This is a genomic window from Gelidibacter salicanalis (assembly GCF_016469035.1).
Lineage (GTDB): Bacteria > Bacteroidota > Bacteroidia > Flavobacteriales > Flavobacteriaceae > Gelidibacter > Gelidibacter salicanalis_A.
On record NZ_JAEHJZ010000052.1, the window covers coordinates 60029 to 83319 of the forward strand.

Sequence of the window (23291 nt, forward strand, 5' to 3'; positions counted from 1 at the left end):
GAAAAGAATTTCATTCTTTTTTTTTAAACTATGGATTTCAAATCCATAGTGGTTTATTTTTTTGAAGGTACAAACTCCAAAGCATCGCCATTGATGCAATGACGCTTCCCGGTAGTTGCTCTGGGTCCGTCATCAAACACATGACCTAAATGACCGCCACAGGTTGCACAATGTTCTTCATTGCGCATATATCCAATTTTTGTATCAGTAGAAAAAGCGACATTGCCTTCAATGACCCTATCAAAACTTGGCCATCCAGTACCCGAATCAAATTTATGTTCACTTTTATATAAGGGTGTTTTACAGGCTGCACACACATAAGTTCCTTTTTTATGATTGTCATTCAACGGACTTGAAAAGGCGCGTTCAGTACCTGCTTTTCTCAATACGTAATACTGATCAGCAGTCAATAGGGCTTTCCATTCTGCTTCTGTTTTATTGATTTTAAAGGTCTGTTTATGTTCAGTTTTATCGTTTTTCTTTTGTGCAGAACTGTTGCAACTGAAAACCAGGCTTAGTAAAAGTATTAATGGTAATGTTTTCATTAGTATTGAATTATGGTTAATATATAAGTCGAACGTCGTTCTTTTTACTTTCTTGAGAGTCCGTTAAGAAAATCACAAGGATATAAAAGTGATGTTCATATATTATTTGTACGTAATTTTACTACATTAGGTTTTTATTTTATTATATCTTAACAGCTTTTAATTCCTTTAAACTTTAAATATGGCAGAAGTTAAGCCTTGTAGTCGTTTTACCGATTTTGATATCAACTTGTTTTTAGCAGGAAAACATTTTAGGCTTTATGAGAAGTTTGGATCCCACATTATGGAACATGAGGGTGTAAAAGGAACTTATTTTGCAGTATGGGCACCAAGTGCCAAAAACGTTTCGGTAGTTGGCGATTTTAATCACTGGAATGAAAACGAGAATGTTTTAAATGTGCGGTGGGACAAGAGTGGCGTCTGGGAAGGTTTTATTCCACATGTAGGTCGCGGAAACATCTATAAATACAAAATCACCAGTCATCATAACAATATTAAAACTGAAAAAGCGGATCCTTATGCGCGCCGTGCTGAACATCCTCCCAAAACAGCGTCTATTATTTGGGACGATGCGTATAAATGGAAAGATGAAAATTGGATGTCTAAACGTAAAACCAATAATGCTTTAGATGCTCCACAATCCGTTTATGAAGTGCATTTAGGGTCATGGAAACGCCACGCCACCGAGGATCGCTTTATGTCTTATCTAGAATTGGCTGAGGACCTGGTGGCCTACGTCAAAAAAATGAAATTCACCCATGTGGAGTTAATGCCAATAATGGAGTTTCCGTACGACCCAAGTTGGGGCTACCAAATTACGGGTTATTTTGCGCCAACATCTCGTTTTGGATATCCTGAAGAATTTAAATATTTGGTTGATACGCTCCATAAAAATGATATCGGAATAGTGTTGGATTGGGTACCCTCGCATTTCCCTGAAGACGCCCACGGGTTGGGGTATTTTGATGGCTCGTGTTTGTACGAGCATCCGGATAGACGCAAGGGTTACCACCACGATTGGAAGAGTTTAATTTTTAACTACGGTCGTAATGAAGTCAAATCGTTTTTAATCAGTAATGCATTATTTTGGTTGGATCAATACCATGCCGATGGGTTGCGCGTGGACGCAGTGGCCTCAATGTTGTTTTTGGATTATTCTAGAAAAGATGGCGAATGGGAGCCAAATATTCACGGTGGAAGAGAGAATTTAGATGCCGTAGCCTTTATAAAAGAGATGAATGAGGCGGTGTATGCCAACTATCCAGATGTTCAGAATATAGCCGAAGAGTCTACAGCATTTCCAATGGTATCACGTCCTACATTTTCTGGAGGTCTTGGTTTTGGAATGAAGTGGATGATGGGATGGATGCACGATACTTTGGATTATTTCAGTAAACCACCTATTTACCGACAATATCATCAGAATGATTTGACGTTTTCAATGACCTATGCGTTTTCAGAAAACTTTTTGTTACCATTAAGTCATGATGAAGTGGTGTACGGTAAAAAATCGATTTTAGGACGGATGCCAGGCGATGAGTGGCAACGATTTGCAAATTTAAGATTGTTGTACAGCTATATGTTTACCCATCCTGGAGGTAAATTGCTTTTTATGGGCTGTGAATTTGGACAACAAAATGAATGGAATTTTAGTCAAAGTCTAGATTGGCATCTGTTAGAAACTGAATACCATCAAGGGATACAACGTTTGGTCATCGATTTAAACAGCTTGTATCAATCAGAGCCTGCACTGTACGAAAAGCAATTTTCGGGTGAAGGATTTGAATGGATAGCTTATGACGATCACAAAAACTCAGTTTTGGTCTATATCAGAAATGGCAATAACCCAAAAGATCAGGTGATTATAGCCTGTAATATGACACCTACGCCAATGGTCAACTACGGTATTGGTGTTCCCTCTAAAGGAAAGCTGAAGGAAATTTTTAACAGTGATGCAAAGCGTTATAGTGGTACTGGCGATTTTAACAATAAAATGATTACTACCCAAAAAGCTGAACTGCATTCTCGCAATCATTCTGCTAAAATTAGCATTCCTCCCTTAGGCATGGTTGTATTTAAGTATGCTAAAGAAAACAAACCTTCCAAAAAAGAGACAGAGGAGAAGATTCAAAAGGAAAACTCCAAGTTGAAAGTTAAATCCACCGTCACATTAAAAAAGGTGCCCCCACAACTGGAAGTGTCGTCAGATTCTAGAGCTGTCAAAACTTCAGCAAAATCAACCGAAAGCAAAACGGCTTCAAAAATATTCAAAAAGAAGACCTAAGTACCAATTCAAATGAACAACCTCTACCCAAGGGTACGAGGTATCANNCCCAAGGATCCCGCTAAAAAGCGGGATTAGTTCAACTAACAATTTTTAATTCATTGCTTCGCAACTTTTAAAAATTGAGTTTCACTAATTTAATCAATGCTTAAAACTTAAACGCCATAGTTAATAAATGCTATTAACTTATATTTTATTTTACTAAACTTATGCGTTTTTTTGTGAATTATATTATAAAATTATGATTGTAAATACCGAATTAGAAAGCAAAGGGAATTTATTCCCCTCAAAAATAGTATCTTATAAGAAAGACGTTGATACCTTTTATTTTACCACTGATAATGATGTTGTGCTTGCCATGACCATTTTAAGGGATAGTGTGATTCGTTTCAGGTACACCACAACGGGCACTTTTGAAAAGGATTTTTCTTATGCCATTACAAAGCATGCCAGTAAGGGGTACAATCTTCTAGAAATTGAAGAAGAAGCAGAATCCTATAAAATAACGACCAAAAAACTCATTTGCCATATCAAAAAGGACAATCTCAAAGTCTATATTTTTGATGCAAAGGATCATAAACTTATTAATGAAGATGAGTTGGGTTTCCATTGGGAAGAAAGTTATGAATACGGCGGGAATATTGTTAAAATGAGCAAAACCTCGCACGATGGGGAGTGCTTTTTCGGGCTTGGAGACAAGCCTGTAGAACTCAATTTAAAGGGCAAGCGTTTTGAAAATTGGGTCACGGATAGTTATGCGTATGGCAAAGGCTCTGATCCTATATATAAGGCGATCCCATTTTATACGGGATTGCACAATAAAAAAGCTTACGGAATTTTCTTTGACAACAGTTTTAGATCTTATTTCGATTTTTGTCAAGAAAGACGCAACGTTACAAGTTTTTGGGCGCAAGGTGGTGAAATGAATTACTATTTTATCTACGGACCTAAAATGGAAGATGTGGTTGCCAATTATACTGATTTGACGGGGAAACCGCAGCAGTTGCCACCCTTATGGGCATTGGGCTTTCACCAGTGTAAATGGAGTTACTATCCAGAATCGAAGGTAAAAGAAATCACTTCTAAATTCAGGGAACTTAAAATCCCTTGTGATGCCATTTATCTCGATATTGATTATATGGATGGCTTCAGATGTTTTACGTGGGATAAAACCCATTTTCCCGATCCAAAACGAATGGTCAAGGAATTGTTAGATGACGGTTTTAAGACCGTGGTGATTATTGATCCGGGTATCAAAATTGATAAAGACTATTCTGTATTTACCGAAGCGTTAGAAAATGATTATTTCTGTAAACGTGCTGATGGCCCTTATATGAAAGGAAAGGTGTGGCCAGGAGAATGTTATTTCCCAGATTTCACTAATAGAAAGGTACGTGATTGGTGGTCAGATTTATATAGAGAATTGATTGAAGATATTGGTGTGAAAGGCGTGTGGAATGATATGAACGAACCTGCAGTGATGGAGGTTCCCAATAAAACCTTCCCTGATGATGTGCGCCATGAGTATGATGGCAACCGCTGTAGCCATAGAAAAGCCCATAATGTCTATGGGATGCAAATGGCCCGTGCAACCTATCAAGGGGTCAAGAAATTCGCTTATCCAAAGCGTCCGTTCGTCATTACTCGTGCAGCCTACTCTGGAACACAACGCTATACATCAACTTGGACGGGCGATAATGTGGCCACTTGGGAGCATCTTTGGATTGCCAATATTCAAGCCCAACGTTTAGCCATGTCTGGATTTTCATTTGCTGGAAGTGATATTGGTGGGTTTGCAGAGCAACCGCAAGGTGAATTATTTACGCGATGGATTCAACTCGGAATTTTTCATCCATTTTTCAGGGTGCATTCTTCGGGAGATCATGGTAATCAAGAACCCTGGGCCTTTGATGAAGACGTGACCAACATTGTACGGAAATTCATTGAATTGCGTTATAAGCTACTTCCTTATTTATACACGACGTTTTGGAAATATGTAGAAGAAGGTATCCCGATGTTAAAATCATTGGTCATATTTGACCAGGAGGATGTCCATACACATTACAGATCTGATGAGTTTATTTTTGGTGATCATATCTTAGTATGTCCAATTTTAGAACCTAATGCTCGTGGTAGACGTATGTTTATCCCGCGTGGCGATTGGTTTAATATGTGGACGGACCAACTGGTTTCAGGTGGTAAGGAAATGTGGGTTGATGCGGATATTGAAACGATTCCTGTTTTTGTAAAAGCTGGCGCTATTATTCCCACCTATCCAGTGCAACAGTATGTGGGAGAATTGGACATTGAAGAAGTGATGCTTGATGTTTATTTTAAAAACGGAAAGGAATCTTCAACTTTATTTGATGACGCCCATGATGGTTATGATTACACGAAAGGACGCTATAGTCTAAGAACATTTAAATTAACGGGAAAGACTGATGAACTGATTATCCAACAGCATAAAGAAGGTAAATTTGATGCAGACTACCAACGATTTAAAGTCAAATTTCATGGACTTCCGTTTGCAGTGGTAAGAATTCAAGTAGATAACGAAGAAATCTCTTTGAGTGATGTTCAATTAAATGGAGACAACACTATGATTATTGATAAAGGATTCTCACAGATACATATTTTAGGACAATAAAAAGATTCAACTTTTAAGTATAAGCAAAAACTATTTCTAAATGAGTTCATCATTTAAGGAACGGTTTTTGTAATTTAGAGACCATAACCAAAGACAATAAAAATGAAGTATAAAAATTCAATCATCGCATTAGGCTCGCTAACGCTTTTTTTATCATGTGCTACAAATCCTTTTACAGGTAATAAGACCTTAGCATTGATGCCCAATTCTCAAATTTTTCCTACTGCTTTTGCGCAGTATGATCAATTTTTGACTGAAAATAAGGTCATAACAGGTACAAAAGAGTCTGAGATGGTCAAGCGTATTGGTCAGAAAATAGCTGTCGCTGCCGAACGTTGGCTAGATGCCAATGGCTACCAAGGGTATTTAAAGGATTACAAATGGGAATATAATTTAATTGATGACAAAACAGTAAACGCTTGGGCTATGCCAGGAGGGAAAATTGTAGTGTACACAGGTATTTTACCAATTGCCGATGGTGAAGCTGGTTTAGCTGCAATTATGGGACATGAGGTGGCTCACGCCCTTGCAAATCATGGTCAACAACGCATGAGTGCGGGTATGTTACAACAATTAGGTGCCGTTGCAGGAAATGTAGCCATTAAAGACCCACAAACTTTAAATTTGTTTAACCAAGCGTATGGTGTTGGGACACAAGTTGGGGTCATGTTACCTTTTAGCCGCAGTCATGAAACTCAAGCAGACGAAATTGGACTTTATTTAATGGCTATTGCTGGTTACGAGCCTTTAGAAGCTGCTAATTTATGGAGACGTATGAATGCTCAAAGCGGCGGACAAGCGCCACCTGAATTTTTAAGCACTCACCCTGCTAATGAAACACGTATTAGAAACATAGAGTCACTTGCCGCCAAAGCAAAATTGGAGGCTAATAAATTTGGGACGACCACATTTAAAAAATAAGTTACCCTTGTTTTAAATTAAATATCTATTTTTAAAAGCTGTTTGCCCTAAATTTGGCAGACAGCTTTTTTTTTGGTCTAGGTAGTTTATGGAACTCTTTAATCGTTTCAAAATTTGCCTTAATGACGTAATATCAAAACAACGAACCTACAGGAATGACACAACTTCAAAAAGGAAGTAAGAAACTGCTCAACGCTTGGGCTTTTTATGATTGGGCAAATTCAGTTTATACACTAACCATTGCGTCTTCTATTTTTCCAATTTTTTATTCTGCATTATTTATGTCAGAAGTTAAAAAAGTCACTGCATTCGGCTTCGAGTTCAAAAGTACAGCACTCATCACCTTTGTTACCGCATTCACGTTTTTAGTGGTCGCTCTTACTTCTCCAATATTATCAGGAATAGCAGATTATGTGGGCAACAAGAAAAACTTTATGAAGTTTTTCTGTTATGTGGGAGGGATAGGCTGTATCGGATTGTATTGGTTCAGTCTAGAACATATCCATATCAGTTTATTGTTTTATTTTATGGGATTGATAGGGTATTGGGGCAGCTTGGTATTCTATAATTCTTATCTGCCTGATATTGCATTTCCAGAACAACAGGACAAGGTTAGTGCTAAAGGTTTTTCAATGGGGTATATTGGAAGTGTTCTATTATTGATCTTTAATTTAGCGATGGTTATGAAGCCGGAATTTTTCGGTTTTAATACTTCCATTGCTCCAGACATTTTGGCGAATGGTACAGCAAGTGAGATCACCATAGCCACAGTTGCCGCCAAAGATGCCGCATCCATAAACGCCATGAGAGTCGCTTTTATAACAGTTGGCGTGTGGTGGATTGTGTTTAGTCAATATACTTTTTACATCCTTCCAAAAGGAGTGTCTTCAGGACATAAAGTGACCAAGGCTGTCGTATTCAATGGTTTTGGAGAGTTAAAACTGGTTTGGAAAGATTTGACTAAAAATTTAAGATTGAAACGCTATTTACTAGCCTTTTTTGTGTTTAGTATGGCCGTTCAAACTATTATGTTGGTGGCGGTTTATTTTGGGGAAGAAGAAATAGCTTGGGCTGATAGTGATGAAAAAACCATGGGATTGATTATCAGCATCCTTATCATTCAACTGGTGGCTGTGGTCGGTGCGATTCTAACCTCTAAGGCCTCTTCTAAATTTGGCAATATTCAAACCCTTATAGTGGTCAATTTTATTTGGATGGCACTCTGTTTTTATGCCTATTTTATGATTACTCCAAAAGACTTTTACATAGCAGCAGCTTCTGTTGGGTTCGTGATGGGAGGCATTCAGTCTTTAGCACGTTCCACATACTCCAAGTTTCTGCCTGAAACCAAAGACACCACGTCTTATTTTAGCTTTTTTGATGTGGCAGAAAAAATAGGGATCGTTATAGGAATGGTCATTTTTGCGACCATTGATCAAATAACAGGAAGTATGCGGAATGCCATTTTATTTTTGTTCGTGTTCTTTTTAATCGGGATTGTACTGCTTTTTAGAGTTCCCAGAACCAAATAAATTTTAATAAAGCTCTTCTTATAAGTTTTGTTTCTCAGTTGATGTAAGATATAAGGTAAGTTTTTTCCTTAATAGATTAGTTGCTGATGGTTCCTGAGCCTGTAACTTTAGAGTCTGCTGTCTTTGGGCTGCCTTTGTATCTCACATCTCCAGACCCAGTTACCCGTGCTTTTAAATGTCCGTTACAAACCAACTCAATTTTTCCTGATCCTGCAATTGAAACATCGGCATCATGGGCATCAAGGTTGAAACCTCTAAATTCCCCTGAACCTGCTAAGTCCACGTCTAACGAATTTGTTTTTCCTGTTAATACGAGTTCACCTGATCCCGCTACACTTACTTTAATTGAAGTGGCGGATACCTTAAGTTTTGCATCTCCTGATCCCGCCAAAGAAATTTTTAAACGCTCTTCAGAAATCGTGTTTTCAGTCCACAGGTTTCCTGATCCAGCCAATGCCACTGCATTAATGGCTTTAAATGGAACCGTAATTTTTATAGATCTGTTTTTAGTGGACTGTAAATTGACCCTGTCTTCGGTTTTTACCACTAAAGTGCCATTTTTGACTTTTGTACTAATATACTGTAAGAGATTTTCTTCGCCTTCCAATACGATTTTACCTTCAGTTCCGGCAACTAAAACATAGTCAAAGGCGCCTGCAAAGCTTACAGCATCATAATCAGATGTGGTTCTGGTAACAGACGTTACATTGCCATTACCTTTGATTTTCTTTTGTGCCTGAATTGTGCTTACCATTACTAAAGCCACAATTAATAGGATTGATTTTTTCATAATTTTAGATTTAAGTTAATTTCTTTTAAAAGTGACACTTCCGTAGTCGGAGATTATTTTTATCAGATTATTGCTGGTGGAAGTCCCGTAATAGCCTCGATAATATTTATCTGTAGAGTCTTCTTTTTTACTGGTGAACTGAAAGTTGTCAGCACCTCGTAACGACGCATATTCAAGGTTGATATCAAATTTAAATTGGTAGCCAGCATCGTAGCCAATGGTGATACCTGTATAATCTGAATCAATGGAGACATTACCTGCATTTGCGGTCATTCTGTCAATTTTGATTGACCCATAATCTGAGGTGATTTGGATGTTTTTATAAATTTCACCAAATCGAGCCGTTAGATAATCGCCATCGCCTTTAATATGATTTGCTTTCTCAATGGTTATCGATCCGTAATCACAGGAATAGTTGATATTTTCAGCAATTTCAACTACAGATTTTGTGTAATCCGCTTCGATTTCCAAGTCCTTAGTTTTGGCTACGGTAAATCCACTATAATCTGCACTAATCCGTCCACTTTTGATGTACTCAAAAAAGCTGTTGTTGGTGTAATCAAAAGTTATGGAATTATTATCTGCCATAAGTTCTTTAGTGGTGATTTTGCCATAATCGCAATTGATCTTTGCATGCCCTTCCAATCGGTCCAAGTTGATGCTGCCATAATCATTGTTCAAATCGACACTATTGGTAATGGGTAATTTTATAATGTAATTGATTTCCATATTGACATTAGAGCTTCGACCCCAATTCCACCAACTGTTTGATTTGTTTTTATGAAAAATGGTTTTCGCTGAAACCCTATTGGAAGAGGCTTGAAAATCGACGTTAATATCATTCAGTTTTTCTTCTACTTTTTCTAGACTGTTGCCATTTGTTTTGATTTTAACTTCTATGCTTACGGTAGTTCCTGAATAGGTAATGATATTGATGTTTCCATAACTGTTGTCTATTTTCAGGAGTGCATCCCTAGTCACAGTATATTCCTTTTTTATGGTTTTTTCTTTGGTGTGTTTGCCGTTCCATTCTGTTACCGCAAATGATCCTTGGAAAAAGAGTAAGGTTAAAGCGAGAAAAAAGTATTTAGTTTCCATAGGGATATTATTAGAGGGTTATTTGTGTTCTTTCTGATGTTAATTGATTCAAATTTTCGATGGTATTTAAGACGTCTTGCAACAGGTCAATCCGACTTTGTAAATTGGTGATCATAGCGTACACCACCCGTTTGTCATTACCACTTTTCTTAAGGTCAACTTTAAGTCGCTCATAATTTTTCTCCAAGAGTTCCATTTGTTTTAATGCGTCAGAAACGAGTGCTTCATTTTCTGGAGTTCTTTGATTCTGTATTTTATTTAATTCAGAAGTGATAGCTGCCGTAAAAAAATCTTGGGTTTGTGATAATTGTGGAGACACACTGGCCAAATCATTAGTTTGGGATGAGTGTTGCAAAAAAGTAAAGAAACCGATACAGATTACTAGTACAGCCGCCACAGCCCATAAAATTTGGTGAAATCTGAGCTTGGTCTTTGTGGTTGCCTCAGGCGTCTCCTGCAATTTTAATTTGTTTAAAAATCGCAGGTCATGACCTTGTTCTGGGGTTTCAAAATCAAAATCGTCTTGCAAGTTTTTAAAGAGTTGGTCTATATTATCTGTTTTCATAATGCGTTGTGTTAATTGTCCATTACAGGCTTTAACTTTTGTCTTAAGCTGTCTTTGGCTCTAGAAATCATCGTTCTGCAATTGCCGTAACTTATGTTCATGATCTCACAAATTTCTTCATAATCATAACCTTCAATTAATAGCAAGGTTAGACCTATTTGATACGAATCTTTTAAACTTTTCATGCACTCCATTATTTGGGCTGCTTTGGTATTGGTCCATTGGTAATCTTCGTCAATACCCTGATGGTCTTCAGTTTTGTAGAGTACACTTTCTAATGGCACAGTGTTGTTATTTACATTTTTATGATACTCACTTATGCTGTTATTGATCACAATCCGCTTTAACCAAGGACCAAACATTGCCACGTCTTTCAACGTATCCAATTTTGTAAAAGCGGTCAAAAAGGAGTCTTGCATAATGTCTTCAGCCATGAATCTGTCCTTAATAATCCTCAAGCTTGTGTTATACATGGCTTTGTAATACCTGTTGTAAACCTCCATCTGGGCATGCTGACTACCAGATTTACACTGCTCTAATAGGTCTTTAATATTTTGATGGTTTGGTCTCAAAAAAACAATTGCTTTGTTATAATGATGAAGTTACTTAAACAATGTTACAGTTTTTAGAAAAAATATTATGAAAAACTGATAGGGATAATTTAAGGATGTATGAAACATAGAGAAAATTTTAAAAAATAACATCCTCACATGACTTCAACTATGGCATAACTATTGGAAACATAGGGTGTCTACATTGGCAATTGAATGATCAATCTATTGATCTTCAAGGGGTAATTGGATAAGTTTAATAATCAAAAAAAAAATATTATGTCGGTTTTATGACATAATGACCTTTAAATATTTATGAAAGAATCTAAATTTTTAAGTCTTGACAGTTTGTCATTTCAGGAGTTTGATGAAAATTCTGAGTTAATTCCTCTAATGACACCTGAAGATGAAGAGCAAATAAATAACGAAGAATTACCAGCAACACTGCCTATCCTGCCATTGCGGAATACGGTTTTGTTTCCTGGTGTGGTCATTCCAATTACCGCTGGAAGGGATAAATCTATCAAACTGATCAATGAGGCTAACAAAGGCAGCAAGGTCATTGGTGTGGTGTCTCAAAAAGATGGCAGTATAGAAGATCCTGAAGGAAAAGATGTGTATAATACAGGAACAGTTGCCCGTATTCTTCGGGTGCTGAAAATGCCTGATGGCAATACAACTATTATTATTCAGGGTAAAAAGCGTTTCGAAATTGATCAGGTAATCACAGAAGACCCTTATATCACAGCGACTGTTAAGGATGTCGCTGAGGCGAAACCTGCTGAAGATAACGAAGAGTTTTCCGCCATTATAGAATCTATTAAAGATTTGGCGCTTCAAATTATTAAGGAGAGTCCAAACATCCCGACCGAAGCCACTTTTGCTATCAAGAATATCGAAAGCAATTCGTTTTTGGTGAATTTTGTGTCTTCTAACATGAATCTGTCCATTGAAGAAAAACAGAATTTATTAGAAATCAATGACTTAAAGGAGCGTGCATTAGCAACTTTGAAATATATGAATGTTGAATTCCAAAAATTGGAACTTAAAAATGACATTCAGTCTAAGGTTCAAAGCGATATGAACCAACAACAGCGCGAATATTTCTTACATCAGCAAATGAAAACCATTCAAGAGGAATTGGGTGGAGTATCTTCTGATGAAGAGATTGATGACATGAGAGTGCGCTCAAAATCCAAAAAATGGGATGAGAAAATCGATACGCATTTTCAAAAGGAATTGATGAAATTACAACGCATGAATCCGCAGGTTGCCGAATATTCCATCCAAAGAAATTATTTGGATCTTTTTCTGGAGTTGCCTTGGAATGAATTCAGCAAGGATAAATTCGATTTAAAGCGCGCCAAACGAATTTTAGATCGTGATCATTACGGACTAGATGATGTGAAGCGACGCATTATAGAATATCTGGCAGTTTTAAAATTGCGTAATGATATGAAATCGCCAATCCTCTGTTTGTATGGGCCTCCTGGAGTAGGGAAGACCTCTTTAGGAAAGTCGGTAGCCGAAGCATTAGGACGGGAGTATGTACGGATGTCTTTAGGTGGGTTGCGCGATGAAGCTGAAATTCGTGGTCATAGAAAAACCTATATCGGTGCTATGCCCGGACGTATCCTCCAAAGTTTGAAAAAAGCGGGAACCTCAAACCCTGTATTTGTATTGGATGAAATTGATAAATTGTCCAATAGCCATCAAGGAGATCCTTCTTCAGCCATGTTGGAAGTGTTGGATCCGGAACAAAATGCTGATTTTCATGATAACTTTTTAGAAATGGGCTTCGACCTCTCTAAAGTTATGTTTATTGCTACAGCAAACAGTTTGAGTACCATTCAGCCAGCCTTGTTGGACCGTATGGAAATTATTGACGTTACCGGGTATACCATTGAAGAAAAAGTGGAGATTGCCAAACGTCATTTACTGCCAAAGCAACTTAAAGAACACGGATTAACGGATGATAATTTGAAGATAGCCAAACCACAATTGGAAAAAATTGTAGAAGGTTATACAAGGGAATCAGGAGTGAGAGGTTTGGAAAAACAATTGGCAAAGATGGTCCGCTATGCGGCCAAAAACATTGCCATGGAAGAGCCTTATAACAAAAAGGTCTCCAATGAAGATGTGTTAGAAGTACTTGGTTCTCCACGTATGGAGCGCGACAAATATGAGAATAACAACGTCGCGGGTGTGGTTACCGGATTGGCATGGACGAGAGTAGGAGGCGACATTTTATTTATAGAATCCATTCTATCTAAAGGAAAAGGCACCTTGACCATTACTGGTAATTTAGGAACGGTGATGAAAGAATCGGCTACCATTGCTATGGAGTATATAAAATCTAATGCTGATGAGTTTGGTATTGATCCTGATGTCTTTGAAAAATACAATGTGCACATTCACGTGCCAGAAGGCGCAACGCCCAAAGATGGACCGAGTGCTGGTGTAACGATGTTAACCTCGTTAGTGTCTCTTTTCACACAGCGAAAAGTGAAAAACAGCTTAGCAATGACCGGAGAGATTACCCTAAGAGGAAAAGTGTTACCTGTTGGGGGCATCAAAGAAAAGATATTGGCTGCCAAGCGTGCAAGAATTAAAGAAATTCTGCTTTGTGAAGATAACAGACGGGATATTGAAGAGATCAAACCAGAATATCTGAAAGGTTTGAAATTTCATTATGTTACCGATATGAGTGATGTTTTAAAATACGCCTTGACGGATGAGAAGGTCAAGAACGCTAAAACCTTATAACCCTAACGGCAACAAATTGTTGCCGTTTTTTTTTGGTTTAAAAATAAAATAATCTTAGAACAGCTTTAAGGAAGAAATCTTACTTTTGTTGTGCTATGATTAAGACGATTGCTGTTATATTCTTTATTCTCTCGAACGTCTCAGTTTTCGCGCAACTCGGTGGCGAATCTACCTACCAGTTCTTAAATTTGGTGTCCTCACCACGCCAAGCGGCATTAGGAGGAAAGGTTATTACCAATTTTGATTACGACGTTACTGGCGGACTATATAATCCGGCCACCATCAACCCTGAAATGGACAATCAATTGGCGTTAAATTATTCCAGTTATTTGGGTGGCATCAGTTATGGTACTGGAGCGTATGCCTATACTTGGGATCGGCATGTTCAGACGTTTCACGTAGGGATGACTTATATCAATTACGGTAAGTTTGATGGCTATGATCAAACTGGCGAGTCTACTGGCACGTTTACTGGTAATGAAGCTGCCTTGTCTTTTGGGTATTCCTATAAAATTCCTTATTCTGATTTTTATGTGGGTGTCAGCGGCAAGTTGATCACGTCAAAATTGGAACAGTATAACTCTATTGGAGGCGCTCTTGATGTAGGTGTAATTTATATAAATGAAAAGCTTAATTTTAATGCGGCAGTCACGGTGAGAAATTTTGGAACACAATTTACCACCTATGCTGACCTTGAGGAAAAATTGCCGTTAGAGGTCAATTTAGGCCTTTCCCAAACTTTGCAATATGTTCCTCTGAGATGGCACCTCACGTTTGATAATTTACAGCAATGGCCCATCGGGTTTTCAAATCCTGCTCGGGCCAACACCAATTTAGATGGCAATCAAACCCAAGAAAAAGTAGGGCTTTTAAATGAATTAATGCGTCACACCATTATGGGGGCAGAACTATTTCCTGATAGAGGATTTAATTTACGGTTGGGGTATAATTTTAGACGTGCCGAAGAGTTGCGTATTGTGGACCAGCGCAACTTTTCAGGGCTTTCCTTTGGGATTGGCATCAAACTTAATAAATTGCGCTTCAGTTATACACATGCACGCTATACCAGCGCATCAAATACCAGTTTTTTCGGACTGCAAATAGATTTAAGATAAATTAAAAAGATTTCCGTTTCCAAGGAAAATAAATATGAAAAAGATTACAATTGCCATTGACGGCTATTCATCCACAGGAAAAAGTACCGTTGCCAAACAATTGGCAAAAGCCCTGGGCTATGTGTATGTAGATTCTGGTGCTATGTATAGAGCGGTGACCTTATATGCGATGCAACAAAACATCATCTCAAAAGATAATTTTGATGTTAATCGGTTGGTTTCAGAATTGGACATTGTAAAGATCAGTTTTAAATATAATGAGCAGTTAGGTTTTGCTGAAGTGTATTTGAACGGAACGAATGTTGAGAACGACATCCGCACCTTAGAAGTGTCGCAAAATGTTAGTCAAGTCGCTGAAATTTCAGAAGTGCGTAGAATGCTCGTCCTACAACAACAGCAAATGGGCAAAGAAAAAGGAGTAGTCATGGATGGTCGTGATATAGGTACCGTAGTTTTTCCGGATGCGGAACTGAAATTCTTTATGACCGCTTCTGCTGAAACAAGAGCGCAAAGACGTTATAAAGAATTGCTTGAACGGCATGAAGATGTCAGTTATGAAGACGTATTAAAAAATGTGGAATCAAGAGATTTGATCGATTCTACCAGAGAAGATTCCCCTTTAATGAAGGCTAAAGACGCTTTGGAAATTGACAACTCTAATTTATCATTGGCAGCACAATTTGAAAAAATTTATGTGTTAGCTCAAAATGCCATTAAGTAATAATACCAAGCCGAAAATGGGAGTAGGGTTTTATAAAACATTGTAAATCATACTATAAATCAAAAAAAACGATCCAATGGATCGTTTTTATATATAATCAAGGTTCAGATTATTCGTTAGGAATAATGAGCTCTTGATTGGGATGAATCATATCAGGATTTTTCAAAATATCAGTATTCGCTGAAAAAATCTTTTGGTATTTAGATGCATCACCATAATATTGTTTTGCTATTTTACTGAGCGTCTCACCAGATTTAACGGTGTGTCTTGCAAAAACAGAGGTGTCAGCTACTTTGATGTCTGCTTTAATATCAGATGGATTTTCGCCGCCAATAGCTTTGATTTTATCCCATAACAAATTCTTTTCATATTGATTTTTGGCTGTTCCTTTTATTTTTAGGATCCCTTTTTCTTCAGAAACATCCCCGTTTTGAATGTTTAGTTCTTGACCCAGATCTAAAACACTTTGATACTTAGATTTTACCATAATATTTGAATTTTTTTAAATTAATGTACTTGTAAATATACTGAAATGTTGAGTAATTTTGTAACCCGAATGCGATCAAATGTTCTCCATTCCATTTTGGACTGCTCATCTAATTATTGGGTAGTCGTAAATTATTTGTTAATGAGAGAATTATATTGTATTTTTGCACTCCTTTTAGCGATGCCCATTGGAAGATAAAAGGAATGAAACAAAAAGCAAATAACACTTCTGTGTGTTGATCGCATAAAACTTCCTAGAACACTCAGAATACAAACTTAGTATTCAGCAAATGTCTGAAAAAGAAACAAAACAAGCCGAAGTAGACACTACTAACGCAACAGAAACAGCAGTAGAAACTCAAACTACTGAAAAAGCAGCTCCTAAAGTATCAGAAGCACAAGCAAATCCTGAAAAATTCTTAAAAGATTTTAACTGGCACAATTACGAAGAAGGTATTGAGCAAGTTGATGACAAGAAACTACAGGAGTTCGAAAAATTAGTATCAGAAAATTTCGTAGATACCCTTGATGATGAAGTCGTTGAAGGTGAAGTGATCCATATTTCTGATCGTGACGCTATTATTGATATCAACGCAAAATCAGAAGGTGTAATTTCTCTTAATGAGTTCCGTTACAACCCTAATTTAAAAGTTGGTGACAAAGTAGAAGTTTTAATTGATGTACGTGAAGATTCTAACGGACAGTTAGTATTGTCTCACCGTAAAGCTAGAGTAATCAAAGCTTGGGATCGTGTAAACAACGCACATGACACTGGCGAAATCGTAAACGGTTTTGTTAAATGTCGTACTAAAGGGGGGATGATCGTTGACGTATTTGGTATTGAAGCTTTCTTGCCAGGTTCTCAAATTGACGTGAAACCTATTAGAGATTACGATCAATATGTTAATAAAACAATGGAGTTTAAAGTTGTGAAAATCAACCACGAATTCAAAAACATTGTTGTGTCTCATAAAGCGCTTATTGAAGCCGATATTGAAGAACAGAAAAAAGAAATCATTGGTCAATTAGAAAAAGGACAAGTATTGGAAGGTATTGTTAAAAACATTACGTCTTACGGTGTCTTTATTGATCTTGGTGGTGTAGATGGTTTAGTCCATATTACGGATCTTTCTTGGTCACGTATCAACCATCCAAATGAAATTGTAGAATTGGATCAGAAACTTAACGTTGTAATCCTTGATTTTGATGAAGATAAATCAAGAATCCAATTAGGTCTAAAACAATTGAGCAAACATCCTTGGGAAGCTTTAGGCGACACTGTAAAAATTGGCGACAAAGTAAAAGGAAAAGTTGTTGTTATTGCTGATTACGGTGCATTTATTGAAGTAGAAGAAGGTGTAGAAGGATTAGTTCACGTAAGTGAAATGTCTTGGTCAACACATTTACGCTCTGCTCAAGATTTTGTAAAAGTAGGAGATGAAATTGAAGCGGTTATTTTAACTCTAGATAGAGAAGACCGTAAAATGTCATTAGGTATCAAACAATTGACGCCAGACCCATGGACTGATATTACTACTAAATACCCAGTTGGCTCTAAGCACACAGGTATTGTACGTAACTTCACAAACTTTGGTGTGTTTGTAGAGTTAGAAGAAGGTATTGACGGTTTGATTTACATCTCTGATCTATCTTGGACTAAGAAAATCAAGCATCCAAGTGAGTTCTGTAACGTAGGTGATACTTTAGATGTTGTCGTATTAGAGTTGGATGTTGAAGGACGTAAATTAAGTTTAGGTCATAAACAAACCACTACAAATCCTTGGGACAAATACGAAACTGAATTTGCTCTAGGTACAACGCATAAAGCGGAAATTTCTGAAATGGTAGATAAAGGTGCAACTGTAGAGTTTAACGAAGATATCGTTGCTTTCGTTCCTTCACGTCATTTAGAAATGGAAGATGGTAAGAAATTGAAAAAAGGTGATACGGCTGAATTCAAAATTATTGAATTTAACAAAGAATTCAAACGTGTGGTCGCTTCTCATACTGCTATCTTTAAACAAGAAGAAATTGCTAACGTAAAAGCGGCTGTTGCTAAAGCAGAAGCTTCTGCAGCAGAGTCAAAACCAACACTTGGTGATGCCAATGATGCTTTACAAGCTCTTAAAGATAAAATGGACGGGAAGAAGTAATTTTTCAAAACATTTGTAAATCAAAGCCTTCAACTAATGTTGAAGGCTTTTTTTGTTCTATTGCTTTCTACTTTAAGTCTTAGGTGCAGAAAACCATTGCATACAAGAATATTTATCCTAAATTTGTAAACCAAATACGTTTGGAAAACTATGAGCCAAAAAGTTCTACTTAACGCAAAAGAGATCAATATCATTCTTCATAGATTGGCTTGTCAACTGATTGAAAAACATAACGATTTTACTAATACCGTACTTATAGGCATTCAGCCTAGAGGAAAATTTCTGGCTGACAGGCTCGCTCAAATTTTAAAGGACGATTATAAGATCAAGCATATTCAATTAGGACATTTGGATATCACATTTTTTAGAGACGATTTTCGTCGTGGCGAAAAACCTTTAGAGGCCAACACGACTGAAATCAATTTTATTGTTGAAGACAGGAATATTGTCTTTATTGATGACGTGCTCTATACAGGAAGAAGCATCCGTGCCGCTCTAACAGCCATTCAGTCTTTTGGACGCCCTAATGAAATTGAACTCCTAACCTTAATTGATAGACGCTTTAGCAGACACTTACCTATTCAACCAGACTATAGAGGTCGCCAGGTAGATGCTATCAATAAAGAAAAAGTAAAAGTCAATTGGGTAGAGAATGAAGGTGAAGATGCGGTGTATTTAGTTGAAGCATAACTGTTTAAAGGAATAACTAATAGCATAAAAAACAGCACACAATGAGCGAATTAAGTGTCAATCACTTATTGGGAATTAAATATCTGAATTCAAAAGATATCCAACTTATTTTTGAAACTGCCGATCATTTTAAGGAAGTCATCAACAGACCCATCAAAAAAGTACCCTCGCTCAGAGATATTACCATTGCCAATTTATTTTTTGAAAACTCCACCCGTACCAAACTTTCTTTTGAATTAGCAGAAAAACGACTCTCAGCAGATGTCATTAACTTTTCCGCCTCACAATCATCCGTGACAAAAGGAGAAACCTTAATTGATACCGTCAACAATATTTTGTCCATGAAGGTGGATATGGTGGTCATGCGGCATCCAAATCCGGGAGCTAGCGTGTTTTTATCCCAGCATGTTAAGGCAAGTATCATTAATGCAGGAGATGGCGCGCACGAGCATCCTACACAGGCTTTACTGGACAGCTATTCTATTAGAGAACGTTTGGGTCACGTACAAGGGAAAAATGTGGTTATTGTAGGCGATATTTTACACAGTCGCGTGGCCTTATCCAATATTTTTGCCTTGCAATTGCAAGGGGCTAATGTTATGGTATGTGGGCCAAAAACATTATTGCCAAAATACATCGATAAATTAGGCGTAAAAGTTGAAACCAACCTTAAAAAAGCATTGCAATGGTGTGATGTGGCCAATATGCTACGGGTTCAGAACGAACGCATGGATATGACTTACTTTCCATCTACCAGAGAATATACACAACAGTATGGTGTCAACAAAGCCTTGCTCAATTCCTTAGATAAAGAGATCACCATCATGCACCCAGGACCAATTAACCGTGGGGTAGAGATTACTAGTGACGTTGCAGATTCTAAGCAGGCCATCATTTTGGACCAAGTTCAAAACGGAGTCGCGATCAGAATGGCGGTCATTTACTTATTAGCTTCTAAAATTAAACATTAAAACCATCGTTATGATTTTTGACAAAGACAATAACATCACCCTTATCACTCAAGAAAAAAGTACCATTGTAGAATTGGTAAAGAAACTTCAAGCCACCTATCCAAAATTTAAAAATGATGATGTGATCATTAATTTATCTGTGATCCATGAGGTAAGTTTACAGGATATAATTGAATTTTTAGAGATTTCAAATACCCACCGTCGTGCAAAGCATTCTTTTGTTATTGTGACCAATAAAACCAATATCGACGAAACCCCAGATGAAATTATGGTGGTTCCAACACTTAAGGAAGCCTATGACCTGATTGAAATGGAGGAGATGGAACGCGATTTGGGAATCTAAAAATAAGTTTATAAGTTGAGGAGTTTAAAGTTTAGATGTACTTAGTGTAAAGTCCTCAAAAGTTCTATTGGACATGTACTAAACTCATAAACTCAAAACTTCTAAACTCAAACAATGAAACTTACCATACTCGGTTGCTTCAGTGCAACACCTCGTAAGGATACAAATCCTACCGCTCAGGTTTTGGAGATTAATAACCATCTATTCTTGATTGACTGTGGTGAAGGAACCCAAGTAGAATTACGCCGCAATAAAATTAAGTTTGCCCGTATCAAGCACATCTTTATTTCCCATTTACATGGCGATCATTTTTTTGGATTGGTAGGCCTAATTTCTACGTTTCGGTTATTGACCCGGGAGACTGAACTCCATATTCACTGCCCACAAGGCTTAAAGGAAGTGATTGTTTTACAAATGAAACTGGCCGATTCCTGGACCAATTATCCGCTCTTTTTTCATGAATTAAATTCCGACGATTCTGAACTTATTTTTGAAGATGACAAAGTAGAAGTGTGGACCATTCCTTTAGACCACCGGGTATACACCAATGGCTTTTTGTTTAAGGAAAAAGAGGGAGAGCGTCATTTAAATATGCCTGCAGTAATTGAAGCCAATATTGACATTGCTTATTACAATAAATTGAAACAAGGACATGATGTGCTTAATAGGGACGGGGTGCTCATTGATCATCAAAAAGTTACGTCACCCCCAAGTCCACCAAAAAGTTATGCCTTTTGCAGTGATACCGCTTATAAAGAAAGTATCGTCCCTATTATAAAAGATGTGGATGTACTTTATCATGAGTCGACTTTTTTAGAAAAGCATGCCCACTTGGCCCCCAAAACAAAGCATTCTACCGCTAAGGAAGCCGCACTTATTGCAAAAAAAGCCAATGTTAAAATACTCATTTTGGGACATTATTCAACGCGCTACGACGATTTGAATGAATTTAAACATGAGGCAGAGACTATTTTTAAACCGGTTAAACTTGCCAGAGATGGAAAGCATTTTGATTTCGACTAATTATGAGATACATCTTGGTATCTGAAAATAGGAGTAGAGGGTTTTAAGATTTAGCCATCATAACGATTCAAAAGTGAAATATAGGAGTTATTCACATCACATTTTATTCGAATTATGCTTAAATTTATCAGATTTCACGGTTCAAAAAAGATATCAATATTTCTTTAAATTATAGACAGAGACAATGGACAAAGACTTAGGTAATTATAGAAAATCCTACGAGAAACAAGAACTCTTGGAATCTAATCTCAGTGATAACCCTTTGGAGGTTTTTCAGAAATGGTTTCATGAAGTTGACACTAATTTTGATGAAGGAGAAACCAATGCCATGACCATTTCAACGCTTGGTCTGGATGGTTTCCCGAAGAGTAGGGTGGTGCTTCTGAAGAAATTTACCTATGAAGGCTTTATTTTCTATACCAATTATGAGAGCGAAAAAGGCAAGGCCATTCTTCACAATCCTAAAGTGTGTTTATCTTTTTTTTGGCCCCAAGCAGAACGTCAAATCATCATTAAAGGGGTTGCGGAAAAAATAGCGCCTAACATGAGCGATGGCTACTTTGAGTCGCGCCCACGCGGTAGTCAATTGGGAGCTCTAGTGTCGCATCAAAGTGAAGTGGTCAAAAATAGAGAAGCACTTGAAGAAGATTTGCGCCAATTAGAAGAAGACTATAAAGAAAAGGAAATTCCACGACCAGATTATTGGGGAGGTTTTATTGTCAAACCCATCTCTATGGAATTTTGGCAAGGACGCCCAAATAGATTACACGATCGGATTAGATTTACCTTGAATGAACAGTTTGATTGGATTATGGAACGTCTTTCTCCTTAAAGTTCAGGTTGCTTTTATAGGAAACAAATTATCTTTCCCAACACCTAAATATCTTCAATTCCTTAGTTAAAGGAATAATCATCGATTGGCTTTACACTAAAGTTTGTTCCTAAAACTCCTGTGTTACAATCTAGGTTTCTTTTTCATATCCCATCCAACTATTACAAGCTATATTAAAATGTACATTCGTTGAATAATGATCTGTCTACCTGATCATCAATTCACCTTCGCTGTTATATAAATTAAACAAAGATGAGAGCCTTCAAAAACTTAGTCGGTTTTCTAATAGAAGTTGCCTCAAATCATATTTTAACTAACGTTAAAAGGTAGAATTAGACGACGAAAAACATTATTAACACACTTTAACGTGCATTTCATCGATGATTGACGTATAAATTCGACTAACTGCATGTTTTTAATCGATTTTAACATTTATTTAACAAATCTTTTCAATTAGTCTTCTAAATTAGCCTCACCAAATCGAATTAACCAGCTTATGAAACCTAGACTATTCCTTCCCATATTGGCTTTAATGACGCTATTTACGATGTCTTGTTCCTCTGAGGATATAGAAGAACAGAAATTGGATGCTTCTACTTTAATTACGCCAGCCACCAAAACTATTGAAATCGGAATTTTAGAATTGATCAATGCGCACAGAATAGGGATGGACTTACAACCATTGCACAATCTAAGTGTCATTAAATCGGTGGCTTTTACCCATACAGATTATATGATTTCTCTAAATCAAGTTAACCACGATAATTTTTATCAACGGAAGGCTAGTTTAGTTAATACTGTAGCAGCAGTAAGAGTAGCAGAAAATATAGCCTATTCTTATACATCTGCTGAAACCGTAGTAAATGCTTGGTTAAACAGTCCGGGACATCGCGCCACTATAGAAGGAGATTTTACAGATTTTGATATTTCAGCTGAAAAGAATTCTGAAGGTAAATGGTACTTTACGAATATTTTCATTAAACGTTAAAACATTATTTATTTTAAGTTTAGTTATTTTTTTTTGAAAAAGCCGCTCCATGAGTGGTTTTTTTTTGGCTAAATTTCATGGCATTTTGTTAAATGCGCTATTAAAACTTTAGATATCAGGGGCAGTATTCAAAAGCCGGCAATCCATATCGGCATAACCTTATAAATGACATAATAGGAGTCTTTAGCGATGCGCCCATGGATTTTCAGATCTAATGTTCATAGCGATTTTTCTGCGTCAGACTGTCGGACTAAGAAGAATCTGATTTCA

The 23291-nt window shown here is 37.1% G+C and carries 20 protein-coding genes; 14 read left to right on the forward strand and 6 right to left on the reverse strand.

The window, feature by feature from the left end:
* Positions 1-53: 53 nt before the first annotated feature.
* Complete coding sequence (msrB, locus tag JEM65_RS18985; RefSeq protein WP_199603002.1) at positions 54-545, reverse strand: peptide-methionine (R)-S-oxide reductase MsrB; 492 nt, start codon at positions 543-545, stop codon at positions 54-56.
* A gap of 181 nt (positions 546-726) precedes the next feature.
* Between msrB and glgB the strand changes: the two genes are divergently transcribed.
* From glgB to JEM65_RS19005, 4 genes are all read left to right on the forward strand, one after another.
* Positions 727-2829: a 1,4-alpha-glucan branching protein GlgB gene (glgB, locus tag JEM65_RS18990; protein WP_199603004.1), complete on the forward strand. Its 2103-nt coding sequence runs from the start codon at positions 727-729 to the stop codon at positions 2827-2829.
* A 241-nt stretch (positions 2830-3070) separates the two neighbouring features.
* Positions 3071-5476 carry a glycoside hydrolase family 31 protein gene (locus tag JEM65_RS18995; protein WP_199603006.1) on the forward strand — a complete coding sequence of 802 codons (2406 nt, stop codon included), beginning with the start codon at positions 3071-3073 and terminating at the stop codon, positions 5474-5476.
* 102 nt (positions 5477-5578) lie between these two features.
* Positions 5579-6397 carry a M48 family metallopeptidase gene (locus tag JEM65_RS19000; RefSeq protein ID WP_199603008.1) on the forward strand — a complete coding sequence of 273 codons (819 nt, stop codon included), beginning with the start codon at positions 5579-5581 and terminating at the stop codon, positions 6395-6397.
* A 155-nt stretch (positions 6398-6552) separates the two neighbouring features.
* The gene (locus JEM65_RS19005; RefSeq protein WP_199603010.1) at positions 6553-7929 is read left to right on the forward strand and encodes an MFS transporter; all 1377 of its coding nucleotides are present in this window, start codon (positions 6553-6555) and stop codon (positions 7927-7929) included.
* Between the two features lie 76 nt (positions 7930-8005).
* Here JEM65_RS19005 and JEM65_RS19010 read toward each other — a convergent pair whose 3' ends face one another.
* From JEM65_RS19010 to JEM65_RS19025, 4 genes are read right to left on the reverse strand one after another with little or no spacing between them, the layout of a single operon-like run.
* Positions 8006-8719: a head GIN domain-containing protein gene (locus JEM65_RS19010; RefSeq protein WP_199603012.1), complete on the reverse strand. Its 714-nt coding sequence runs from the start codon at positions 8717-8719 to the stop codon at positions 8006-8008.
* Between the two features lie 15 nt (positions 8720-8734).
* Positions 8735-9817, reverse strand: a complete 1083-nt coding sequence (locus JEM65_RS19015) for a hypothetical protein (RefSeq protein WP_199603014.1) — start codon at positions 9815-9817, stop codon at positions 8735-8737.
* Between the two features lie 10 nt (positions 9818-9827).
* Positions 9828-10382 (reverse strand): hypothetical protein, encoded by a 555-nt coding sequence (locus JEM65_RS19020; RefSeq protein WP_199603016.1) that lies wholly within the window; start codon positions 10380-10382, stop codon positions 9828-9830.
* Between the two features lie 11 nt (positions 10383-10393).
* Complete coding sequence (locus tag JEM65_RS19025) at positions 10394-10954, reverse strand: RNA polymerase sigma factor (protein ID WP_233530741.1); 561 nt, start codon at positions 10952-10954, stop codon at positions 10394-10396.
* 294 nt (positions 10955-11248) lie between these two features.
* Between JEM65_RS19025 and lon the strand changes: the two genes are divergently transcribed.
* The 3 genes from lon to cmk all read left to right on the forward strand — a co-directional run bounded on the left by lon (position 11249) and on the right by cmk (position 15535).
* Complete coding sequence (lon, locus tag JEM65_RS19030; protein ID WP_199603018.1) at positions 11249-13699, forward strand: endopeptidase La; 2451 nt, start codon at positions 11249-11251, stop codon at positions 13697-13699.
* Positions 13700-13794: 95 nt separating this feature from the next.
* Positions 13795-14814, forward strand: coding sequence for a type IX secretion system protein PorQ (gene porQ, locus JEM65_RS19035; RefSeq protein ID WP_199603020.1), 1020 nt, complete (start codon positions 13795-13797; stop codon positions 14812-14814).
* 34 nt (positions 14815-14848) lie between these two features.
* The gene (gene cmk / locus JEM65_RS19040; protein WP_199603022.1) at positions 14849-15535 is read left to right on the forward strand and encodes a (d)CMP kinase; all 687 of its coding nucleotides are present in this window, start codon (positions 14849-14851) and stop codon (positions 15533-15535) included.
* A gap of 109 nt (positions 15536-15644) precedes the next feature.
* Here cmk and JEM65_RS19045 read toward each other — a convergent pair whose 3' ends face one another.
* Entirely contained in the window at positions 15645-16022 is a 378-nt protein-coding gene (locus tag JEM65_RS19045; RefSeq protein WP_199603024.1) for a LysM peptidoglycan-binding domain-containing protein, read from the reverse strand.
* A 289-nt stretch (positions 16023-16311) separates the two neighbouring features.
* On the opposite strand from JEM65_RS19045, the gene rpsA reads away from it, so the two are divergent.
* The 7 genes from rpsA (at position 16312) to JEM65_RS19080 (ending at position 23021) form a co-directional block, all read left to right on the forward strand.
* The gene (gene rpsA, locus JEM65_RS19050; protein WP_199603026.1) at positions 16312-18174 is read left to right on the forward strand and encodes a 30S ribosomal protein S1; all 1863 of its coding nucleotides are present in this window, start codon (positions 16312-16314) and stop codon (positions 18172-18174) included.
* Positions 18175-18324: 150 nt separating this feature from the next.
* Entirely contained in the window at positions 18325-18864 is a 540-nt protein-coding gene (pyrR, locus tag JEM65_RS19055) for a bifunctional pyr operon transcriptional regulator/uracil phosphoribosyltransferase PyrR (RefSeq protein ID WP_199603028.1), read from the forward strand.
* A 41-nt stretch (positions 18865-18905) separates the two neighbouring features.
* Positions 18906-19835: an aspartate carbamoyltransferase catalytic subunit gene (locus tag JEM65_RS19060; protein WP_199603030.1), complete on the forward strand. Its 930-nt coding sequence runs from the start codon at positions 18906-18908 to the stop codon at positions 19833-19835.
* A gap of 10 nt (positions 19836-19845) precedes the next feature.
* Positions 19846-20178: a ribonuclease Z gene (locus JEM65_RS19065; RefSeq protein WP_199603032.1), complete on the forward strand. Its 333-nt coding sequence runs from the start codon at positions 19846-19848 to the stop codon at positions 20176-20178.
* 114 nt (positions 20179-20292) lie between these two features.
* On the forward strand, positions 20293-21201 hold the full coding sequence (locus JEM65_RS19070) for a ribonuclease Z (RefSeq protein ID WP_199603034.1): 909 nt from the start codon (positions 20293-20295) through the stop codon (positions 21199-21201).
* 184 nt (positions 21202-21385) lie between these two features.
* A complete protein-coding gene (pdxH, locus tag JEM65_RS19075) occupies positions 21386-22033 on the forward strand; it encodes a pyridoxamine 5'-phosphate oxidase (protein ID WP_199603036.1) in 648 nt (215 codons plus the stop codon).
* Positions 22034-22529: 496 nt separating this feature from the next.
* Complete coding sequence (locus JEM65_RS19080) at positions 22530-23021, forward strand: CAP domain-containing protein (RefSeq protein WP_199603038.1); 492 nt, start codon at positions 22530-22532, stop codon at positions 23019-23021.
* The last annotated feature ends 270 nt before the right edge of the window (positions 23022-23291 follow it).